Raw genomic sequence first — 16275 nt, forward strand, 5'->3', positions numbered from 1 at the left:
GGTTCCGCTAAAGGCCCGCAGGCAAAATGTTGGGATTCGCGGCGGCCGGGGGCTCCAGCGGCGGCAGCACCGTGGTGCCGTCGAGGCTGTGCACCGGAAGTTGTTGAGACCACGGGTAGTGCAGGCTGAACGCCACCAACCCGGTGCGCTCGGCCGCCGGGCGGTGACACATCGCCAGGACCGTCTCTGCCAGGTACTCCACCGGTTCGGTGGGAAATGTCTCCGGGATCAGACTGGCAGCACCCGGGGTGCGCACCGCGCTGGACGGCCCGACCGCGTTCACCGCGATGTTCGAATCCATCAACTCCGCCGCGACGCCCTGCGTGAACCGGTGCAGGGCCGCCTTCAACGACGCGTAGACGACGTCACCGGAGGTCTTGTTGTATTCCCGGTAGGGGCGCACCGGTGCCAGACCCGTCACCGAGCCGATGTTCACGATCCAGCCGGCACCCTGGCGTTCCATCTCCGGGATCGCCCGTTGGGTCAGCACGAACGGCGTCCGTAGGTAGTGCTCGACCGTGCGCTCGAACGTGTCCATGGGCATCGCGCCCACGGTCGAGTAGTCGGCATACCCGGCGTTGTTGACCAGGATGTCGAGTCGGCCGGTGTGCTCGACCACGCGATCGATCAACCCGGCCCGCTGCTCGGCGTCCTCCAGGTCGGCCGCCAGGCCGAAGGCGGTGCCGCCGGCCGCCTCGATCAGCTCGATGGTCTCGGCGATGGTGCCGGGCAGCGCCGTCGCCTGCCCCGCCCGCACCGACATCGACGGTTGATGGGAACGCGCCGTCACGGCCACAGTGGCCCCCGCCGCCGCCAGCCGTTGGGCCACCGCCCGGCCGATGCCTCGACTGCTGCCCGTCACCAAGGCGGTTTTCCCGCTGAGTATTCCGTTCATCGAAGGATCAGATCCTCTGCAATCGGGGCGCGATGACTCTGCCAGACGTCGATCAGCCGGAAGGGGAACGCGGTGACGATGCGCCCGCCGCCGGACCGGTAGTAGGTGTGCGCGGTCGGGGTGTGGCACCACACGGTGTCGGCCATCGTCTCGTCGATGTGCCGCACGTAGCTCTCGAAGGCTTCCGGGGTGACCTCGATGGTGGTCGCCTCGCGCTGCGCCATCAGCTGCAGGCACTCCATCACGTAGTGCACCATGACCTCGACGCCGAAGTTGTGCCCGGCGCCGTGGCCCGGGCTGTAGTTGGGCGCAGAGGAGATGAACATGTTCGGAAACCCGGGCACCATCCCGCCGCGGTAGGCGCTGGGGCTGTCTCCCCAGAATTCGCTGAGCCGCAGCCCGTCCCGGCCGCGGATGTCCACCGTCGCCAGGAAGTCGAGGTGGTATCCGGTGGCGTAGATGATGACGTCAAGCTCGATCTGACGGCCGTCCTGGGTGACGATGCCGCGCTCGTTGACGCGGGCCGGCTCGGCGGCCTCGACGTCGACGTGCGACCTGGTGAGCGCCGCGTAGTAGCCACCCGGGTCGCGGATGATGCGCTTGCCATAGGGGGCGAAGTCGGGGGTGACCTTCCGGGCCAGTTCGGATCCGGCGCCGAAGGTCCGGTCGATGTAGTCCAGGCACATCTGCAGCAGCACATCATTGGCCGGCGAGATCGACAGGTGCTCGGCCGCCCACTCGGGGTCCCGCACGATCACCGGATAGTTGTTGTCGGCCGTGCCCCAGAACGACTTCAGTCGGTTCCAGTTGGCGTAGAACGGAATATGAGTGTTGAGCCACCGGCGGTGCTCGGGCACGTCGTCGCTGAGTCGGCGTCGCGGCGCCACCCAGTGCGGTTGGCGCTGGAATACGGTCAGGTGCTCGACCTCGTCGACGCAGGCGTCCACGATCTGCACGGAAGTGCACCCGGCGCCGATGATCGCCACCTTCTTGCCGCGCAGGTCCAGTTCCGGGTCCCACTCGGCCGAGTGGATGCTGACCCCGGCGAAGCTGTCCCGTCCCGCGAGTTCCGGCCAGCGCGGCCGGTTGAGGTAACCGACCGCCGGAATGACCACGTTGGCGTAGCTGACGTCACGGCTGCCGTCGGCGGCGAGCGCATGCACCTGCCACTGCCCGCGCTGCTCGTCCCACCACAGCGCCTCCACCTCGGTGCTGAACCGGGTGCGCTGCCGCAGGTTGTTCTTGTCGGCGACGGACTGCAGATACCTCTGGTACTCGTCGCCCTGCGGGTAATAGCTGGACCAGGCGCCGTTGATGTCGCGGGACAGTGAGTAGTACGCCGACGGGGTGTCCACGCCGATGCCGGGATAGCCCGTGGTGTACCAGGTGCCGCCCACCTCGGCGTTGCGGTCGATGATCTCGTAATCGATGCCCGCGGCCGCACATTCCAGGGCAGCGGCCATCCCGGCCATACCCGCTCCGATGATCACCACCTTGAAGTCGGGGGGCAATGCGGCCTCGCGAGCCAGCACCGGCTGCGACGGATGGAACCCGCCCTGCTCCAGCAGTAGGCCCACGTATTCCTCGCCCACCGGTGTCCCCAACGCGACCGGTGCGATGCGGGCGAACAGGCCGGGGTCGTCCGCGGGCAGCGCCCCAGGCTCCTGGCTACCGGATCCGGCCCGGGCCACCGCCTCGGCCACCGCGGCCACCAATGTCTCGAGGGTTTCCGGATCGGTAACGCCCACCTGTTCGGGTGGATTGGGCTCGTAGGAGATCTTGTCCGCGAACCGATCCGGCACGGCAGCGTCCCCGGTCAACTGGGCCAGCACCGCCACCAGGACGCCGGCGTCGGCCAGTCGCAGGTTGGCCCGCAGTTCGTCGGGGTCCAGCTCGGCGCCCTGCATCGACACGGTTGCGTCGGTCGTCATCGAACCTCCTCGCTCGCCGCCCGAGTATGGGTTCGTCGCGCGCGTCGCGGGGCGTCCACGTCTACTGAGCGGGACGCGGCTTTCTCGGCCGATGACGGCCGCACCTACAGTCTCCACGCATGAGTGACCTGGACGCCTTACTCGCTTCGACGCGCAGCCACGCCCTCGGTGACATCCCGCGTCGCTCGGCGCGCCGACAACCCGACAAGGTCGCGATCATCGACGGCGAAGTGACGTTGACGTTCGCCGAATTCGATCACTTGGTAGACCGTGCTGCGGCGGCGTTGCACGACAACGGCTTTGGTGTCGGCGACCGGGTGGCGTTGCTGTCGCACAATTGTTGGCAGTACGCGGTGCTGGCGTTCGCCACCGCGCGTGCGGGCGTAGTCCTGGTGCCCATCAACTTCATGCTCACCGCCGAGGAGATCTCCTACATCCTCGCGCACAGCAAGGCCGGCGGCTTCCTGGTCGAGGCCGACCTGGTTCCCACCGCCGAGAAGGCCATGCAGCTGGGCGGGGCCGTAAGAACCCGCGCTGCCCTGGTCCTGCCCGGTCAGACGCTGCCGTCGGGCTGGGACGACTTCGCGCTCTGGCTGCAGACCTCCCGCACCGCGCCGAGCCCGCAGGTGGCCGACGACCAGATGATCCGGCTGATGTACACCAGCGGGACGGAGTCCAATCCCAAGGGCGCGATGCATTCCAGCCGCAGCCTGATGGGCAACTACATCAGCACCATCATCGCCGGGTCCATGGCGGGCACCGACGTCGAGGTCCATTCGCTGCCGCTGTATCACTGCGCGCAGCTCGACAACTTCCTGATCACCGACATCTACTTGGGAGCCACCAGCGTCATCGTGCCGGGACCGGATCCCGAGTTGGTGTTACGGACCATCGAAAAGTACCGCGTCACCAACTATTTCGCGCCCCCCACGGTGTGGATCTCACTGCTGCGCTCGCCCGTCTTCGACCAGGTCGACCTGTCCAGCCTGCGCAAGGGCTACTACGGCGCCTCGGCGATGCCCGTCGAGATCCTGGCCGAGATGCGCGAACGGCTGCCCAACCTGCAGCTGTGGAACTTCTACGGTCAGACCGAAATGGCGCCGCTGGCCTCGGTGCTGGGACCCGACGAGCAGGATTCCCAGCCCGGTGCGGCCGGGCGTCCGGTCGTCAACGTGGAGACCGCCATCCTCGACGATGACAACGTCGAGGTCGAGCCGGGCGTGGTCGGCGAGATCGCGCACCGCAGCCCGCATTTGATGCTCGGCTACCTCGACGACGAGGCCAAGACGGTCGAGGCGTTTCGCGGGGGTTGGTTCCACTCCGGCGACCTCGGCTACTACGACGACCACGGGCTGCTGCACGTCGTGGACCGCAAGAAGGACATGATCAAAACCGGCGGGGAAAACGTCGCCAGCCGCGAGGTCGAGGAGGTTCTGTACCGACACCCCGGCGTCGAGGAGGTGGCCGTGTTCGGGCTGCCCGACCCCGTGTGGGTGGAGACCGTGGTCGCCACCGTGGTGGCGCGCCGCGGCGTGGAGATCACCCAGGACGAGCTGCTGGCGCACTGCCGGCAGCACCTGGCCGGGTTCAAGACCCCCAAGAAGCTGTTCTTCGTCGATTCCTTGCCGAAGAACCCCAGCGGCAAGCTGCTCAAGCGCGTGCTCCGCGACCGCTTCGCGTGATTTCGGCGCGGGTACCGGCGCCGGGCGCAGCAAAGCGCGCCGAAATCGCTCCCACTGACCGGTTATCGATGTTTCGGAGGTGCTCGATCGCCGGTTGACTGCATCGAACCCCTACTTCGGGTTCCATCCGATCGATGCTGGGAGACGACCTCGTGAGCACTGACACCCTCTCGCTGACCGAGCTGCAGAACTTCATCGGCGAGTTCTGGTACCACTACGACCAGGGTCACTTCGCCGAGATGGGCGCCGCGTTCACCGACGACGCGGTGTACATCAGTCGCAGCGATTCCGGCGAATGCCCGTTCGAAGAGGCGCTCGCCGCAGACCTGTCCGGCGCCGAGGTCGTGCCCTGGCTGGTGGAGCACCGCAAGGCCAGCCCGTACCCGCTGCGGCACCACACCACCAACCTGCACGTCACCGGCGCCGAAGGCCCGATCACCTACGCGCGGCACTACATCTTCGTCAACCAGATCACCGAGTTCGTTCCGTTCGCCGTGTCCAGCGGCGTCGTGGAGATCGGTGTCCGGCGCGGCCCGAACGGTCCCCAGTTCACCAAGATGTCGGTGATACTCGACGCCACCAACTCCGAACCGCTCTCCGGCGCGGGGCTACCCGGGGCCGAGAACGCCCCGGCGAACGCCTGAGCAGTGGACGCCCGCGAGACCTTCGGCGGCGGTGTCGCCGTCATCACCGGCGCCGGCGCCGGTATCGGGGCCGGTCTGGCCCGCCACGCCAACGCCCTGGGGATGTCACTGGTGTTGGTCGATGTCGACGCCGCGGCCATCGCGACACTGCGTGACGAACTGGTCGCCACCGGGGGCAGCGCCGTCGACATCGTCTGCGACGTCCGCGATCCCGCGGCGATGACCGCACTGGCCGAACGTGTGTACCGGGATGTCGGGCCGGTGCGGCTGCTGGTGAACAACGCCGGCGTCGAGCAGTTCGGCTACCTGTGGGACACGCCGGTGCAGAACTGGAACCGGGTGATGGACATCAACGTCAGCGGCGTCTTCCACGGGGTCCGGGCCTTCCTGCCGAACATGATCGCCACCCCGTCGCCGGCGTGGGTGTGGAACCTGTCGTCGATCGGCGGGGTGGCGGCGGTGCCCCTGCAGGCGCCCTACATCATCAGCAAGCACGCCGTGCTCGCGCTCACCGAATGTCTGCGGCTGGAAGTGCAGTTGGCGGGCCACGACCACATCCAGGTACAGGCCGTGCTGCCCGGGGCGGTGAAGTCGAACATCTTCGAGGCGGCCGGCGGTGTCGATCCCGCCGCGGACGGCGCCGACGTTGCCGCGGCCGAGTCCACCCGCGAGGCGATGCTCGACATCAAGGCCGCCGCAATGGATCCCGTCGAGGCTGCCGAGGTGGTCTTCGAGCAGGCCGCGCGGGGCGAGTTCTATCTCCTGACCCAACCGGAGTACGTCGGGTCGGCGATGGCCGAGCGTGCCGAGGTACTGAGGACACAGACGGCTCCGCAGTTGCGTACCGGGCGCCGGTTCGACCCGGCCAAGCACTGACGTGGACGGGTCAGTGCATCACCGACCCGTGCTCGACCCGGACGCCGCGGCGCGCCTCGCGACGTTCGGCCCACCGGTGCCCATGCGGGAGCGGGGCCTGCAGGCGGTCCGCGAATCCATCGAGTCGGCGCCCCTCCCGGCGGACATGCCGACGATGGCGGAGATCCGCGACGAGGCGGTCGAGGGGCCCGGCGGCCCGATCCCGGTACGGATCTACCGGCCCCGCGATGCGACCGCACCCGGCCCGGTGATCGTGCACCTGCACGGTGGAGGACTGGTGATGGGTTCCCTGCGGTCTTTCGAACCGCTCGCCCGAGCGCTGGCGGCGGCCAGCGGCGCGACGGTGGTGGCCGTCGGCTACCGGCTGGCTCCGGAGAATCCGCCGCCCGCGCAGTTCGAGGATGCCTGGTCGGTCACCAAATGGGTTGCCACCCACTGCGACACATACGGTTGGGACCGCTCGAAGTTGGTGCTCGCCGGTGACAGCGCGGGCGGCGCACTGGCCGCGGCGGTCGCGCTGATGGCACGGGAGCCCTCCGGCCCCGAGGTCTTCGCCCAGGTCCTGATGTATCCCGGTCTCGACCGCGACATGGCGGCGCCGTCAGTCCTGACGAAACCGGATGCGCCGATGCTGAGCCATGACGACATCCTCTACATGCATGAACTCGCCGACCTCGGTGCCGGCACCGCGCATGACATCCGCCGGGTTCCCGCCTACGCCACCGACCTGCGCGGCCTGCCGCAGGCCATCGTGGCCACCGCCGAACTCGATCCGATCTCCGATTGGGGTGAACGGTATGCGGCACGGCTGCGGGATGCGGGGGTCCAGACGACGATCACCCGGTATCCGGGTATCTACCACGGCTTCTTGATGCGGTCGGAAACCACGGCTCGGGGGCGTCTGGCCATGGCGGAGATCGGGGCGCTGCTGCGCGCGAAGTTCGCCAATCCGCTGGGCTTCCAGTGATTCCCGCGCCTGAAACCAGGGCATCAATGACGTCCCGATGGCCGGACACCTGCAGTTCGGGTGTTGCCGCTACCGCACACAATCGGGGCAGACCTAGCGTCGCCCACGCCAGAACAGAGAAAAGGAGTTCCTGTGATGCTCACAGATGAGCGGCGAATGGAGCTGTCCGACATCCTCCGTCCCGCCGCCCCGCCGCGCGAGATCGACACCGTGTACACCGACGACCAGCGTGAGCGCCTCCTGGACGTGGTACGCAAGGACGGCCCGTGGCGATTGATCATCGCCCAGCACTTCGCCTCGGCCGAAGAACTGATGGCGACCATGAGCGGAGCCTTCCCGGAGGGGTTCGAACCCAGCCTGGACCTGTTCCTCACCCCCACGTTCCGCGGGCACCTCGCCAATCACGGGACCCTGTTGTACCCCGAGTTGCACGACTGCTTCTACAACGCCGATTTCCTCGAACACGCCAAGTCCTACTGGAACGCGCAGTACGCCAAGCCACAGATGATGCTGTTCAACATCAACGGCCCCTGCGCGAACCGCGACCCGGGCCACCTCGACTCGCCGAGCTTCCGGGGCGTGCGATACGAGAACGCCCCCACCTGGCTGGTGAGCGTGATGGGCAAATCCGGGCTGTTCACCGACTATCTGGTCAAGATGGCACAGGTGATCACCTGGTTCTCCCACGATCCCGCCAGCGGCTTCACCTACTGGCCCGACGGCCCGCTCAAGCAGCCCAAACGCGTCCTGCCGCCGGTATACAACCGTGGCGTGGTGGTACAGAACGAGATGCTGATGCACCGCGGGGAGGCCAACGGCCCACTGGACCAACAGGTTCCGGCCGGTCTGTCATTCGACACCGTCTTCGCCGGTGACACCGGCTCGCGTGATCACTGGGTGCTCAAGAACGGCGACGACGTGATCGCGCGCCACCACACCGACGAGCTGCGATTCCTGGTGCACTGGTCCGCCGAAGTCTTCGAGGATTACGACGAGCTGAAGAAGAACATGGACCACTCCGACGATCTGACCATCGACAAGGCGATCGACATGATGGTCGACGACCTGAGCAAAAAGGGCATCAAGCTCGACATCCCCAGCGCCCCGCTGCACGACCCCGCCTTCATCGGCGCCCTCAACGCCGCCTACGACCTCGGTGGACCGGCGATCTACCCGGAGGAGGCCCCGTTGAGTGCCTTCATGCCGGCCTGATCGGATCGCCGACGCACGAAGGCCCCGGACCCGAAGGCGGTTTCTAGGGGTCGTCGCAACACTGCTGGTTATTGAGCCTGTAGTAGATCACGCAAGCGCTCGGCTGGGGTATCCCAGCCGAGCGTTTTGCGTGGGCGGCCGTTGAGTTGCTGGGCGACGTGTTCGAGGTCCTCAGGCCCATAGATGCTGAGGTCGGTACCTTTGGGAAAGTACTGACGAAGCAGGCCGTTGGTGTTTTCGTTGGTGCCGCGCTGCCAGGGACTGGCCGGATCACAGAAGTACACGGCCATGTCGGTGGCCATCGAGAACCCCTTGTGCCCGGCCATCTCGGCGCCCTGGTCCCAGGTCAACGATCCCCGCAGATGCTCTGGCAGGGTCGTCATGGTGGCGATCAGCCCGTCACGAACCGTTTCGGCATCATGGCCCCCGGGCAGGTGCACCAGCATGGTGTAGCGGGTGGTGCGTTCCACCAGAGTGCCGATCGCGGTCTTGTTGAGTTCACCCATGATGAGGTCGCCTTCCCAGTGCCCGGGCACCGCGCGATCCTCGATATCGGGCCGGTCGGCGATCATGAGCATCGGATCAACGAACCGCTGGTAACGCTCACCGGGCTTACGGTTCGGTTTACGGCACGTGCGGCCACTTCGCAGTGACTGGGCCACTTCCTTTTTCAGTCCACCGCGCGCCTGGAAGTAGAGGGATTGATAAATCGTTTCGTGGCTCACCCGCATGCTCTCGTCGTCCGGAAAATCCTTGACCAGACGATGCGAAATCTCTTCCGGGGACCACCGCTTGGCCAGCCCCTCTTCGACCTCTTTACGCAGCCTCTGATTGGTGACCAGTTTGGACTGCTTGGGCCGGGACCGTGCCGCCGCAGCCGCCGCATCGGCTTGATATGGCAGGTAGAGGCCCTCGACACGGTGCGCAGCGACCTCGCGGGACACCGTCGACTTATTCCGACCGAGCTTGTCGGCGATCACGGTGTAGCTCAGGCCGGCGGTCAGGCCGTCGGCGATGACCAGCCGATCGGCGAGCTGCAAATACCTACTGGCGGATGCCTGTCCAGATGCAGGACGCTGTTCGGCAGCAGTGGATTTCACCGGTTGTATGTACCGCGTCCCGCTGGCGTAATCGACGACCGTGCCATCGGAATACACCCGCGTGTTGCCAACCTTGCGGATACCGGCACGCCAATCCCGGGCGGTGCGCACATTGACCCCGGCCTCTCGGGCGGCCCGCGCCGACGACCAGCCCTCCTCGAGCAGTTCAAAGAACCGTGCTTTCTCGCAGGTCTTGCCGCGCGTGCGCCGCGCTGGGTCGACCAAGCCCGCCTCCACAAGCATCCGGCGGGCCGTGGAGTGCGCCACTCCGACAGCTTTGGCCGCCGCATTCACCGAGCCAGTTGCTGCAAATACCGCTGCCACCCGCGCAGGATCCACACCGGTGACATCCGGACGCGGCGAGCCCATCGGCCGGCCGGTGGCACTCAAGATGGCATACGCCCGCTGCCGTGACACCCCCAACGACTCCGCCGCTTCCCGCACCGGCACGCCCGCATCGACGAGCTTTGCTAGCTGATCACCAAATTGAACACAGTCCTCCGAAAACGACACGGTCGCCGCAACCTCTCAGATAAGAGAGCGTTGCGACGACCGTGTGAACCCAACGAAAGGGTCACGGGGCCTTTGTGTTCCGGCGGTTGTGTTCCGGCGGTTGTGTTCCGGCAGTTGCGTTCCGACGGGTCAGAGGGGTCCGTCGAGGACGGGCAGGGCGCCGTCGAGCACCGCCGCCTCGATCGAGGCGCGCAGTGGCGCGCACACCAGGAACAGGCCGCGGCGCACCGGCGACGCGGCCTGTTCGTCGGCCCGCCGGCGTTCGAGGCATTGCGCCATCGCCGCGCGGCTCCACTGCACGCTGGTCTGCTCCCAGCTGCTCTTGCGAGCCAGCACGCGTGCCCCACACGACCCGCACGTGACCGGCCGCATGGGTGCGTCGCTGAGCCGGTTGTCGGGCCGCACGGTCATTTCGTCAGACCCACCAGGCGCGGCAGCCGATTGGCGGCGAGGTTGTCCTCGACCTCCTTCATCCACGCCTCCCGCGGGCGGGTGGTGTCGATCTCGAACTCGAAGCGGTCCACCATGTCCGGGGTCACGTCGGCAACGTCCACATAGAACTGCTCGTACCACCGGCGCAGCTGATAGACGGGACCGTCCTCCTCGCACAGCAGTGGGTTGTCGATCCGGGCCTTGCGCCGCCAGATGGCGACATCCTGTTCGAAGCCCATCTTCACGAAATCACCCAGCGCGACGGCCATCTCCATCGCCATCTCCTCGGGCACCTGGTCCGACTTCTCCACGGTGATGCCGTACTGCAGCACAAAAGAATTGGCGTCGATCGGGTAGTGGCAGTTGAGCAGGACGGTGCGTTGATCACCGTGCTCGTAGTGATAGGTGAGGTCATCGATCATGAACGAGGGCCCGTAGTAGGACGCCACCGACGTGGTACCGAGGATCTTCGCGCCCTCCCCGGAGCCGAGGTCGGGCCGAGCCTCACTCTCGTAGTACTGGGTGGCCACGTGGCCCTCGAAGATGTTCTTGAAACCCGTCGGCAGGCCGCCGTGGATGTAGAAGAAGTGCGCCATGTCGACGACGTTGTCGATGATCTCGCGGCAGTTGGTGTCGACGATCGTGGTGTACCAGTGCCAATCGGTCCAGCGGTCGGTGCCGACGCCCTCGATCCTCGGGATCGTCACGTCAGCGGGTGGGGCCTTCTTCTCCGGGTCGTTCCAGACGAACAGCATGCCGTCCTGTTCCATGGTCGGCCAGGTCGCCGTTCGGGCGAGCTTGGGCACCCGCCGGCTGTAGGGCACCTGCTTGCAGCGGCCGTCGCCACCCCAGCGCCAGTCGTGGAACGGGCAGGCGATCTCGTTGCCCTTCACTTCGCCGTCGGACAGGTCGCCGCCCATGTGCCGGCAGTAGGCGTCCAGGACGTTGATGGCGCCGTCCTCGCCCCGGAACACCACCAGCTTGCCGCCGAATGCGTTGACGGAGTGCGGCTTTCCGTCGCCCAGCTCGCGCGTCAGGCCCAGGCAGTGCCACCCTCTGGCGAATCGAGTGGGTGCGGCCTGCGCCTCGATCTGTCGAACCTCGGCGACGCCGTCGGGCTGCAACGATGTCATGATCGGCCATCCTCGCTGTTCATTGCGGGCAGGGAACAACCCCCGTTCTAGCACCGGCGAAGCCTCCCGGCCGGGCAGTGTTCCACTGACCGGGCAGGGCAACGGCGCCTCGGGAGCGCGGGGCCGAGAATCGGGCGGTGACCGAACCACAGCACCTCACCGTCGACCTGCTCGTCGTCGGCTCCGGGACCGGAATGGCCGCGGCGTTGGCCGCGCACGAACTGGGGCTCTCGACGCTGATCGTGGAGAAGACGTCCTACGTGGGTGGATCGACGGCGCGATCCGGCGGTGCCTTCTGGATGCCGGCCAACCCGATCCTGGCCGAATCCGGCTCCGGGGACACCCTCGAGGCCGGCCGCACCTACCTCGACGCGGTGGTCGGCGACGATGCGCCGCGGGAACGTGCGCACGCCTTCGTCGATCACGGGGTTGCGACAGTGCAGATGCTGCGCCGCAACACCGGCATGAAATTCCTCTGGGCCAAGGGTTATTCGGACTACCACCCCGAGTCGCCCGGCGGCAGCGCCGTGGGACGCACCTGCGAGTGCCGGCCGTTCAACACCGCGGTGCTGGGCCCGGAGCTGGCTCGGTTACGGCCCGGGGTGATGGAGTCGTCGTTCCCGATGCCGGTCACCGGCGCCGACTACCGCTGGCTCAACCTGATGGCCAGGACGCCGGCCAAGTCGTGGCCGCGCATCCTGCGGCGCGCATTCCAGGGCATCGGCGGACTGGCGCTGCGCCGTCGCTATGCCGCGGGCGGGCAGGCCCTGGCCGCCGGCATGTACGCCGGTGTGCTGCAGGCCGGCATCCCGGTGTGGACGGACGCGCCGGTGACCGAACTGCGCGTCGACGGCGGCCGGGTGACCGGTGCCGTGGTGGACCGGGGCGGCACGACGGTCACCGTCGAGGCCCGTCGCGGTGTGGTGCTGGCCGCGGGTGGCTTCGATCATCTGATGAGTTGGCGACACAAGTTCCAGTCCGAACGGCTCGGCGAGCACGCGAGTTTGGGCGCCGAAGGCAACACCGGCGACGGCATCCGGCTGGCGCAGGACACCTGCGGCGCCGACATCGGTCTGATGGACCAGGCCTGGTGGTTCCCCGCGTTCGCCGCGCTTCCCGGCGGCGAACCGACGGTCATGCTGGCCGAACGGTCCCTGCCCGGTTGTCTGCTGGTGGACCAGACCGGTCGCCGGTTCATCAACGAAGCCACCGATTACATGACCTTCGGCCAACAGGTCCTCGAGCGCGAGCGGTCGGGCAATCCGGTCGAGGAGATGTGGATGGTCTTCGACCAGAAGTACCGCAACAGCTATCTCATGGCCGCGGAACTGTTCCCGCGGATGCCCATCCCACACCCGTGGTACGACGCCGGAATCGCGCATCGCAGCGCGGACCTGCCGTCGCTGGCAGGCGCCATCGGCGTGGACCCGTCCGCGTTGGTGTCCACCCTGGAGCGTTTCAACGCGCTGGCCCGGGCCGGTGTGGACCCCGACTTCGAGCGCGGCGCCAGCGCCTACGACCGCTACTACGGGGACCCGACGGTCACCCCGAACCCGAATCTGCGCGCGCTGGAGGCCGGACCCTTCTACGCCGTCAAGGTGGTGCTCAGCGACCTGGGCACCTGCGGGGGTCTGCGAGCGGACGCGAAAGCCCGGGTGCTCCGCGAGGACGGGTCGGTCATCGAGGGCCTGTACGCGATCGGCAACACCGCCGCGAACGCCTTCGGCGCGAGCTATCCCGGCGCGGGCGCGACCATCGGGCAGGGACTGGTGTTCGGCTACATCGCCGCCCGGCACGCCGCCGGGCAGCTGAGCTGAGTCGAGAAGGCCGGCTCAGCCGTGCGGGTCCGTATCGTCGGCGCCCGCTTTGCCGTCGGTGGATTGTTCGGCGGCGATACGGCGCTCGACCTCGTACCAGTACTCCCGCACCGGGAACTGAACCTCCCGCTCGGCGCTTTCGTCGAAGGTTCTCTCGACGGCGTCGAGATCCTTGATCATCCGTAGCGCCAGTTCGCGTTCCGACGCCCAGTACTGCTCGGACCACTGCAACGCCAGCCGCGCGTACGACCAGGCGGGTTGATCGGCTGACCAGCGCACTTCCGTGGCGACGGACTGATGCATCTGCTCGGCATAGGCGGCGTGCTCGGCGAGGACCTCCCGCAACCGGCCCGGCTTCAGCAGGTGGCCCAGCATGACCCGCATGATCGGATTGTGCTTCAGCGTGGGAGGTTCGACGGGCTCCTCGTTGCTCCAGTGGGTGACCGCGGCCAAGCCCTCCGGGGTGATCTTGTACATCCGCCGGCTGCGGGCTCCGCCCTCGACGCGGGAACTCACCAAACCCAGTCGCTCCAGCCGCTTGAGCTCCGAATAAATCTGGCTGTAGGCCGGACTCGTGTAGAAGTACCGGATCGCCCAGTTGATCCACTTCTTGATGTCGTATCCGGACAACTCGTCACCGCCGGAGAGCATCCCCAGCAACGCCCACCCGGTGGGCGATACGTTCACCCCACCAGGTCCGTTGTCGGCAGCTTCCGTCACCGGCCAAGGCTAGCAACGTGGCCTCGAGAGACGGGTCGCAGCTACCGGTGACCGGGATGACGCATTGCGTAAACCCCGCGGAGACCGACACAGTGGTCGGCAGGTCAGTCAGCCCATGCTGCGGCGGAAGGAACTCCATTGCCCGAGCAGCCCGTCGGTCGAGAAACCCCGTCCGCACCGGATTTCGACACCATCGTCGACGTGCTCGTCGTGGGTTCCGGCGGTGGCATCGCCGGCGCCTACACGGCCGGGCGGGAAGGTTTGTCGGTGCTGCTGGTGGAGGCCACCGATCGGTTCGGCGGCACCACCGCCTACTCCGGCGGCGGGGGCATGTGGTTCCCGTGCAACCCGGTGCTGCAACGCGCCGGCAGCGACGACACCCTCGAGGCCGCCCTGACCTACTTCCGGGCCGTCGTCGGCGACCGGACCCCGGCCGAACTTCAGCAGGCCTACGTTCACGGCGGTGCCGGGTTGATCGAGTACCTGGAGCAGGATCCCGGCTTCGAGTTCATGGTGCTGCCCTGGCCGGACTACTACGGCTCGGCGCCGGGCGCCCGCAACGACGGGATGCGGCACACGATTCCGGTGCCGCTGCCCGACGCCGACCTGGGCCGGTACGCCGGGCTGGTGCGGGGCCCGCTCGACACCGATCGGCTGGGCCGTCCGGCACCCGACGTGCTGGTCGGGGGTCGCGCCCTGGTGGGCCGGTTCCTGGCGGCGCTCGACAAGCTGCCGAACGTGTCCTGCTGGCGCAACGCGCCGCTGGCCGACCTGATCGTCGAGGACGGCCGGGTGGTGGGCGCGGTGGTGCACCGGGACGGCACGCCGGTGCGGGTGCACGCCCGCCGCGGCGTGCTGCTCGCCGCGGGCGGGTTCGAGCAGAACCCGGCGATGCGCGCGCAGTACGGGGTGCCCGGCAGCGCCGCCGATACCATGGGCGGGCCCGGCAGTACCGGCGCGGCGCACCGGGCGGCGATCGCGGTCGGCGCCGACACCGATCTGATGGATCAGGCCTGGTGGTCCCCCGGCATGACGCACCCGGACGGGCGCTCGGCGTTCGCGTTGTGGTTCACCGGCGGCATCTTCGTCAACCAGGACGGGCAGCGCTTCGTCAACGAGTCGGCGCCCTACGACCGGATCGGCCGGGAGGTGCTCCGGCAGATCGACGCCGGGCAGACCACGCTGCCGTTCTGGATGGTCTACGACGACCGGGCCGGCGCCGTCCCGCCGGTGGGCGCCACCAACGTGTCCATGGTCGACCCCGAGGAGTACCGCAAGGCCGGGCTGTGGCACAGCGCGGACAGCCTCGACGAACTGGCCGCGGCGATCGGGGTGCCGGCGGACCGGCTGGCCGCCACGATCGACCGCTTCAACCGATACGCGGCCCTGGGCGTGGACGAGGACTTCGGCCGCGGCGACGAGCCCTACGATCGCTCGTTCACCGACGGCGCGTGTCCCCTGATACCCATCGACACCCCGCCCTATCACGCTGCCGCGTTCGGCCTTTCGGACCTGGGCACCAAGGGCGGCCTGCGCACCGACGTGCACGCGCGGGTGTTGTTCCCCGGCGGTGCGCCGGTGCCCGGGCTCTACGCCGCCGGCAACACCATGGCGGCCGTCAGCGGCACCACCTATCCCGGCGGGGGCAACCCCATCGGGGCCTCGATGTTGTTCAGCCACCTCGCCGCCCTGGACATGGTGGCCGCGGGGACCCGCTCGTGACCCGGGACCTCACCCCGGACGAGAAGCGGCACAGCGAGGCCCTCTACGCGCCCGTGGCGGCGGCCCTGCGCGAACTCATCGACGTCACGATCCGCAGCGACGTCGACGACGCGGACGTCCGGCGGGCCCAAGCCTTGATCGAGGAGGCCGCCGGGCTGCTGGGCTCGCGACTCGACCCCGGACCTCCCAGCTCGCGCAGCGGCCCCGACGGTCGCCCGCTGACCTGGGGCAACGTGGCGTTCGGCGTCCGCAATGCCATTGCCTTCCCCCTGCAGATCGAACGTGCCGAAAACGGCCGCGTCACCACCGATTTGAACCTCGGTGCGCCCTACGAGGGGCCGGCGGGCCACTTGCACGGCGGGATATCGGCGCTGATTCTCGACCATGTCCTCAGCGCCACCGCGCACCGCCCCGAAGCGCCGGCCTTCACCGGGACGCTGACGCTGCGTTACGTCGCGCCCACCCCGCTGGGGCGGGTGCGGGCCGAGGCTTGGACCGACCGTGAGGAACGGGGGAAGACCTTCGCGGTGGGCCACCTGCTCGACGCCGCGGGGCCGGTGACCGTGCGGGCCGAGGGGGTGTTCATCCGGCCCAGGCCCCCGCAGTGACCGGTCGTGGCCCGCTGAGCGGA

14 protein-coding genes are annotated in these 16275 nt (G+C 68.0%); 8 read left to right on the plus strand and 6 right to left on the minus strand.

Features of this window, described 5'->3' with window-relative positions; all coding sequences use genetic code 11:
• Nucleotides 1–7: 7 nt before the first annotated feature.
• Both R2K23_RS23715 and R2K23_RS23720 read right to left on the minus strand, forming a co-directional pair.
• Nucleotides 8–895: an SDR family NAD(P)-dependent oxidoreductase gene (locus tag R2K23_RS23715; RefSeq protein ID WP_316513104.1), complete on the minus strand. Its 888-nt coding sequence runs from the start codon at nucleotides 893–895 to the stop codon at nucleotides 8–10.
• Nucleotides 892–2826, minus strand: coding sequence for a flavin-containing monooxygenase (locus R2K23_RS23720; protein WP_316513106.1), 1935 nt, complete (start codon nucleotides 2824–2826; stop codon nucleotides 892–894). The genes R2K23_RS23715 and R2K23_RS23720 overlap by 4 nt, the downstream gene beginning before the upstream one ends.
• 119 nt (nucleotides 2827–2945) lie before the next feature.
• Between R2K23_RS23720 and R2K23_RS23725 the strand changes: the two genes are divergently transcribed.
• From R2K23_RS23725 to R2K23_RS23745, 5 genes are all read left to right on the plus strand, one after another.
• Nucleotides 2946–4508, plus strand: coding sequence for an acyl-CoA synthetase (locus tag R2K23_RS23725; protein ID WP_316513108.1), 1563 nt, complete (start codon nucleotides 2946–2948; stop codon nucleotides 4506–4508).
• A gap of 134 nt (nucleotides 4509–4642) precedes the next feature.
• The gene (locus tag R2K23_RS23730; protein WP_316513110.1) at nucleotides 4643–5152 is read left to right on the plus strand and encodes a nuclear transport factor 2 family protein; all 510 of its coding nucleotides are present in this window, start codon (nucleotides 4643–4645) and stop codon (nucleotides 5150–5152) included.
• A gap of 3 nt (nucleotides 5153–5155) precedes the next feature.
• Complete coding sequence (locus R2K23_RS23735) at nucleotides 5156–6028, plus strand: SDR family NAD(P)-dependent oxidoreductase (protein ID WP_316513111.1); 873 nt, start codon at nucleotides 5156–5158, stop codon at nucleotides 6026–6028.
• A 13-nt stretch (nucleotides 6029–6041) separates the two neighbouring features.
• Nucleotides 6042–6995 (plus strand): alpha/beta hydrolase, encoded by a 954-nt coding sequence (locus tag R2K23_RS23740; RefSeq protein WP_316513114.1) that lies wholly within the window; start codon nucleotides 6042–6044, stop codon nucleotides 6993–6995.
• 135 nt (nucleotides 6996–7130) lie between these two features.
• Entirely contained in the window at nucleotides 7131–8207 is a 1077-nt protein-coding gene (locus tag R2K23_RS23745) for a hypothetical protein (protein ID WP_316513115.1), read from the plus strand.
• A gap of 68 nt (nucleotides 8208–8275) precedes the next feature.
• On the opposite strand, the gene R2K23_RS23750 is transcribed toward R2K23_RS23745, so the two are convergent.
• From R2K23_RS23750 to R2K23_RS23760, 3 genes are all read right to left on the minus strand, one after another.
• Entirely contained in the window at nucleotides 8276–9550 is a 1275-nt protein-coding gene (locus R2K23_RS23750; RefSeq protein ID WP_465270714.1) for an IS30 family transposase, read from the minus strand.
• 399 nt (nucleotides 9551–9949) lie between these two features.
• Nucleotides 9950–10231: a hypothetical protein gene (locus R2K23_RS23755; RefSeq protein WP_316513117.1), complete on the minus strand. Its 282-nt coding sequence runs from the start codon at nucleotides 10229–10231 to the stop codon at nucleotides 9950–9952.
• Nucleotides 10228–11385: a Rieske 2Fe-2S domain-containing protein gene (locus R2K23_RS23760; RefSeq protein WP_316513118.1), complete on the minus strand. Its 1158-nt coding sequence runs from the start codon at nucleotides 11383–11385 to the stop codon at nucleotides 10228–10230. The genes R2K23_RS23755 and R2K23_RS23760 overlap by 4 nt, the downstream gene beginning before the upstream one ends.
• Before the next feature lie 137 nt (nucleotides 11386–11522).
• Between R2K23_RS23760 and R2K23_RS23765 the strand changes: the two genes are divergently transcribed.
• Entirely contained in the window at nucleotides 11523–13202 is a 1680-nt protein-coding gene (locus R2K23_RS23765; protein ID WP_316513120.1) for a 3-ketosteroid-delta-1-dehydrogenase, read from the plus strand.
• A gap of 15 nt (nucleotides 13203–13217) precedes the next feature.
• Here the strand turns inward: R2K23_RS23765 and R2K23_RS23770 are convergent, their stop codons facing one another.
• Nucleotides 13218–13922, minus strand: a complete 705-nt coding sequence (locus R2K23_RS23770) for a PadR family transcriptional regulator (protein WP_316513122.1) — start codon at nucleotides 13920–13922, stop codon at nucleotides 13218–13220.
• A gap of 138 nt (nucleotides 13923–14060) precedes the next feature.
• Here R2K23_RS23770 and R2K23_RS23775 point away from each other — a divergent pair, with 138 nt between their 5' ends.
• Together R2K23_RS23775 and R2K23_RS23780 are read left to right on the plus strand one after the other, a co-directional pair.
• Nucleotides 14061–15644 (plus strand): FAD-binding protein, encoded by a 1584-nt coding sequence (locus tag R2K23_RS23775; protein WP_316513124.1) that lies wholly within the window; start codon nucleotides 14061–14063, stop codon nucleotides 15642–15644.
• Entirely contained in the window at nucleotides 15641–16252 is a 612-nt protein-coding gene (locus R2K23_RS23780; protein ID WP_316513126.1) for a PaaI family thioesterase, read from the plus strand. The genes R2K23_RS23775 and R2K23_RS23780 overlap by 4 nt, the downstream gene beginning before the upstream one ends.
• The last annotated feature ends 23 nt before the right edge of the window (nucleotides 16253–16275 follow it).

It is taken from the genome of Mycolicibacterium sp. MU0050 (assembly GCF_963378085.1).
Lineage (GTDB): Bacteria > Actinomycetota > Actinomycetes > Mycobacteriales > Mycobacteriaceae > Mycobacterium > Mycobacterium wendilense.

Excerpts from the sequence above, each read along its gene's own strand:
- R2K23_RS23755 (WP_316513117.1), bottom strand. The coding sequence starts at position 10,231 with ATGACCGTGCGGCCCGACAACCGGCTCAGCGACGCACCCATGCGGCCG.
- R2K23_RS23745 (WP_316513115.1), top strand. The coding sequence starts at position 7,131 with ATGCTCACAGATGAGCGGCGAATGGAGCTGTCCGACATCCTCCGTCCC.
- R2K23_RS23750 (WP_465270714.1), bottom strand. The coding sequence starts at position 9,550 with ATGCTTGTGGAGGCGGGCTTGGTCGACCCAGCGCGGCGCACGCGCGGC.
- R2K23_RS23725 (WP_316513108.1), top strand. The coding sequence starts at position 2,946 with ATGAGTGACCTGGACGCCTTACTCGCTTCGACGCGCAGCCACGCCCTC.
- R2K23_RS23730 (WP_316513110.1), top strand. The coding sequence starts at position 4,643 with ATGCTGGGAGACGACCTCGTGAGCACTGACACCCTCTCGCTGACCGAG.
- R2K23_RS23720 (WP_316513106.1), bottom strand. The coding sequence starts at position 2,826 with ATGACGACCGACGCAACCGTGTCGATGCAGGGCGCCGAGCTGGACCCC.
- R2K23_RS23715 (WP_316513104.1), bottom strand. The coding sequence starts at position 895 with ATGAACGGAATACTCAGCGGGAAAACCGCCTTGGTGACGGGCAGCAGT.
- R2K23_RS23760 (WP_316513118.1), bottom strand. The coding sequence starts at position 11,385 with ATGACATCGTTGCAGCCCGACGGCGTCGCCGAGGTTCGACAGATCGAG.